The organism is Hydrocoleum sp. CS-953, from assembly GCF_002260545.1.
GTDB lineage: Bacteria > Cyanobacteriota > Cyanobacteriia > Cyanobacteriales > Microcoleaceae > Trichodesmium.
In genome coordinates, this window is sequence record NZ_LGSU01000815.1 from 1 (window position 1) to 4,823 (window position 4,823).

A 4,823-nucleotide genomic window follows, 5' to 3' on the forward strand; every position below is an offset into this window, starting at 1 on the left:
AGTAGGGGAGTGGGGGAGTGGGAGATGGTTAGACAGGAATTTGAAAAAGGTACTTTTCATAACTTAATTTAGTATAACCAGGACTTACGCAGGCTAACTCAGAAACCGGGTTTTTTGTAGATTTCTATAAAAACAACGATTTATCCAAGAAACCCGGTTTCTTTGTGTACTTTCCAAAAGTAAGACTTCTGAGGTTTTATTCCTCAACTGAGAAGTCAAAAGTCAGAGTTCAAAAGTAAGAAACTGTTTGAGAAGTATTGCATAGAACCGATGAATCCTCAAAACCTAACCCCCCCTGCCCGCCTTCCCTACAAGGGAATGGGGGTGAAGCCAGCCTCTCTCCTCGCAGGAGAGAGATTTGGAGAGAGGTTTTTTATGAGTTTACAAATAGCTTCTAAGATTACTGAGAGTTTCAAATACTCTAGGGATGCGGGTGCGTTGCAACGCACCCTACTGAACCTAAAGCTCCTGACTCCCCTCCTAGGAGGGGCGGGGGTGGCTTGACTCCTACCCTTAACCATAAGACTTTTTGAGCAAACCCTAATTAATGGATATGGATAATGAAAACTATCTCTAATTATCAATTATCAATTATCCATTATCAATTATCCATTATTAATTTACCTTAAACTCAGCAACATTCTTTTCTAACTCTCCAGCAACTGCTAGTAACTTAGCAAAAGAATCTGCCACAGTAGTAGATTGTTCAGAAGTTTGATTAGCGATCGCCGCTACTTCCTCCATTGTTTTCGACAGTGCATTAGAAGTATCAGCTTGAGTAGTAGCAGAAACAGTAATTCCCTCTACCAACTCACTAATTTCTCCACTCACATCCAACACATCTGTTAGAGTTTTGCGCGCTCCCTTAACTAACTGAGTACCAATCATTACTCGCTTGCGTCCAACTACCATTGCCTTAATAACTTCACTGGTTCCAGATTGAAGTTCCTCAACAATTTCCTCTATTTCCTGAGTAGCACTAGCTGACTGTTCTGCCAGAGAACGTACTTCACTAGCAACTGTAGCAAAACCTTGGTCATCTTGTCCTGCCCTGGTTGCTTCTACCGAAGCATTCAAAGCCAAAACATTTGTTTGATTTGCCAAATCATTAATCAAACTCAGAACCCGTGAAATCTTCTTAGAAGTTTCCCCTAGAGTTTTCACCTTCCTGGCAGTTGCCTCCACTGTTTTCTGAATTCCCACAATACCATCCACAGTTTTATTCATAGCAGCATCACTGGTTTGGAGAATCTGATTTGCTTGCTGCACCTTAGCTTCTGCTTGTTGAGCATTACCTACAACTGCTTGCACAGAATTAGCCATGACCTGAATTTGTTGCAGAGCATTAGCTATTGATTCAGCTTGCCGTTGAGCTTCACCAGACAACTTCTTAATTTCTACCTCATTACCTTCAGTTGTCGAACTCACAACATTTGTTGCCGACTGTACCTGCAATACCAACTGCTGTAAGTTTTCAATTGTGGCATTAAAGAAGTCAGCAACAGTTCCCATTACCCCAGTTGTTACAGCAGCTCGAACTGTTAAATCTCCATCGAAAGAATTTTCGATTTCTGCCAAAAACTTTTCGATCTGATTTTCGAGTAATTCTTTTTGCTGTTGTTGCTCAACAGATATAGCTTCTGCTTTTTGGCGAGCTTGTTCAATTTCTTGCAACAAAATTGCCTGGTCAAGAGCATATCCAATTTGGAGAGCTACCTGCTTAAATACCTCAACATCCGACTCTAACCAGTTGCGAGTTTCAGAACATTGATGCACTCCCAATAAACCATAGAGAGTTTGGTTAACCAAAATTGGAGCTACTATATTAGCTTTAACCTGCCATTTTCCGAGTTGTTCTTCATGGCAAGCTGTCAAACCCGCTTTAGTAACATCTGGTGTAACTTGCACCCTACCTTGACGATAGGGTTCCACATAATCTGCAGGAAAACAAGTTACCTCAGTTTCCATCTCTGCAATATTGATATACCCCTGTCTTACCGCCTCACTAATAATCTTGCCATCCCAATCTTCATCAAACCGATAAACTACCACCCGGTCAGCTTCCATCAATTTGAGTGCTTCTTCTACCCCTGTACGGAAAATGCGGGTAATATCAAGAGATTCCCGAATCCTTAAGCTAATTGTATTCAGTTTTTTAGACTGTTCAACAGTTGTCTTTTGTTGTTGTATCAGGTTTTCCTGTTCAACTGCAAAACCGATTTGAGTTGCTAACTGCTTAATAAAATCAACTTCTGTATCTTTCCAGTTCCGAGGCCCAGAACATTGATTAGTCACAAAGAAACCATACAGCTTTTTCTCAACAATAATTGGAGCTGTCAAGGTCGCTTTAATTTCTAGAGGTTCAGCATCTTTTAAGTAACATTCGGTATTCTTAGCATCATCAATCATGGTTTGAGAGGGGTCGTGCAGATTATTGAATACCTTAATTCGTCCTCGCAGATAAGCTTTAATATGATGTTCCTTAAAACATTTGCTGTCTAGCTTGCTACCCAAACCAACAGGCCACATACTATCTACTGATTCAGCTACAACAACACCATTGTAGTCAGTATCTAACTTATAAATCATTACTCGGTCTGCTGCTAACACTTGGCGAGTCTCAACTACTACTGTGTTAAAAATATCCTGTTCGTTCAAAGATTCACGAATCATTGAGCTGATTTCATTCAAGCGTCGTGCTTGTTCGGTGGCGACTTTTTGCTGTTCTAATAGTCTTTTCTGTTCTAAGGATGTGCTGACTTGACTAGCTAACTGTTTAATAAAGGTAATTTCTGATTCTTCCCAACTTCGCGGTTTAGAGCATTGATGAATAATCAACAAACCGTACAGTTGTGCTTCTACTAAAACAGGAGCAACAATGTTAGCTTGAGCTTCAAAAGGCTCTAACAGTTTAATGTCCGACTCAGCTATTCCAGATGTTCTAATATTTTCAATGGTGCTAACTTGCCCGCGCAAATAGGATTTAAAGTTTTTAGCAAAGCTTGGGTCATCCATTTTGTGCCCAAGAGTAGCTTTCCAACCCTTACCTACAGATTCTGCTATTACTGTACCGACCATATTCTCATCAAATTGGCAGATGACGGCGCGGTCTGCTTCCAGAGCATTACGAGCTTCTTCAATTAGAGTATCAAAAACTTCTTCAGTATTAGTGGTACTCCGCAGACTGTTAGAAATTTCGTTTAATAATCGAGCTTGTTTAACCGCAGCTTGTTGCCTTTCTAATAGATATGCTTGGTCTAGAGCGTACCCCACTTGAACACCAACTTTCCCCATCAAATCGATTTCTAATTCTGTCCAAGCTCTCGGACCAGAACATTGGTGAGCAATCAACAGACCTTGCAGTTTATTATCTACTACAATAGGGGCAACTAAGTTAGCTTTAACCTCAAAGGGTTTAAGCTGATTAATATGACAATCAGTTAATCCTGCTTCATAAATATTTTCTGTAGCCTTAACTCGCCCTTGTTGATAGGGTTGTACATAACGGTCAGCAAAACAGGGGTCAGCAATTTTTGCTCCCAAAGCTTTTGGCCAGTTACTATCAACTGATTCAGCAATAACTGTGCCTTTCCAGTCGCTATCAAATTCGTAGACTACTACTCGGTCTGAATTTAAAGCACTGCGGGTTTGTTCGACTGCAGCAACTAATATGTCTTTCAGACTGAGAGATTTACGAATTTCAGCATTAATTTGATTTAATTTTTGAGCTTGTTGGGTAGCTGCACGTTGTTTTTCTAAAAGTAACGCTTGATCTACAGCGTAACCCAGTTGAATCGCCAGTTGCTGGAAAAATTCGATTTCTGATTCTATCCATTGTCGGGGTTCAGCACAATGATGGGCTATTAATAAACCCATTAATTCTCCATCGGCAAGAATGGGAGCGACTAAATTTGCTCTGACGGCAAAGGGTTCGAGTTGACCAATGTGACATTCTGTTAATCCTGCTTCATAGATATCAGCGATCGCCCTTACTCGCCCTTTTTGATAAAAGTTTACATAACGGTCTGCAAAACAGGGGTCGGCTATTTTGGCATCCAAGGATTTTGGCCATTCACTACCAACTGATTCAGCAATGACTGTACCTTGCCAATTTTCATCAAAGTCATATACTATTACTCTGTCTGTTTGTAAAGCTTCTCTCACCTCTTCTACAACAGTTTTAAAGATATCTTTAACATTGAGAGATTCCCGAATATTAGAGGTTATTTGGTTTAATAATTCGGCTCTTTCTGCTGCAGCTCCTTCTGTTTCTATTAATGATTGAAGTTGATTAATTCTGACATCTATATTAGAGCGTAATACTGCTAAATCTTCTGCTAATGCGTTAGTTTTTGCCTTTAAACCTAGAGAGTTTTGTGAAGAATATGTTTGGTTATTGTTTGGCTGCCATACTTCTACTGGCACAATTGTTACTTCTTCATTACCATTACTATTACCTGATTGAGGTTGTGAAGTTTCTTGATGAGATTTTTGATTGTAATCTTTAGCTTGATTTGCCGCTCTATTGTCGGGTTGGTTTGTTTTTCTAAAACGTGTTTGTGTCATTTCAGTTATCACTTATCAGTTATCAGTTATCACTACCTCTGCAATAAAGAGGCTTAAAATAAGGAAGATGTTTTTGTTTTTTAGAAACGAAAAAAAAACAAAAACTTTTATATGTCAATGCTTTTAGATTTTATCAGCAAGCTTTATTTATACTGAGGAATATTTCTGAATAATTACTCAAAATCCTCATTAAAAAAATCACTGCTTAATTCTAAAATTCTGAATTCTCAATTCTGAATTCTCAATTCATTTAATGC

General features: G+C 39.2%; 1 protein-coding gene. It reads right to left on the bottom strand.

The annotated features are described in order from the left end of the window. Positions 1-615 precede the first annotated feature (615 nt). The gene (locus tag AFK68_RS10260) at positions 616-4,566 is read right to left on the bottom strand and encodes a GAF domain-containing protein (protein WP_094672621.1); all 3,951 of its coding nucleotides are present in this window, start codon (positions 4,564-4,566) and stop codon (positions 616-618) included. Positions 4,567-4,823 lie beyond the last annotated feature (257 nt).

Excerpts from the sequence above, each read along its gene's own strand:
- AFK68_RS10260 (WP_094672621.1), bottom strand. The coding sequence starts at position 4,566 with ATGACACAAACACGTTTTAGAAAAACAAACCAACCCGACAATAGAGCG.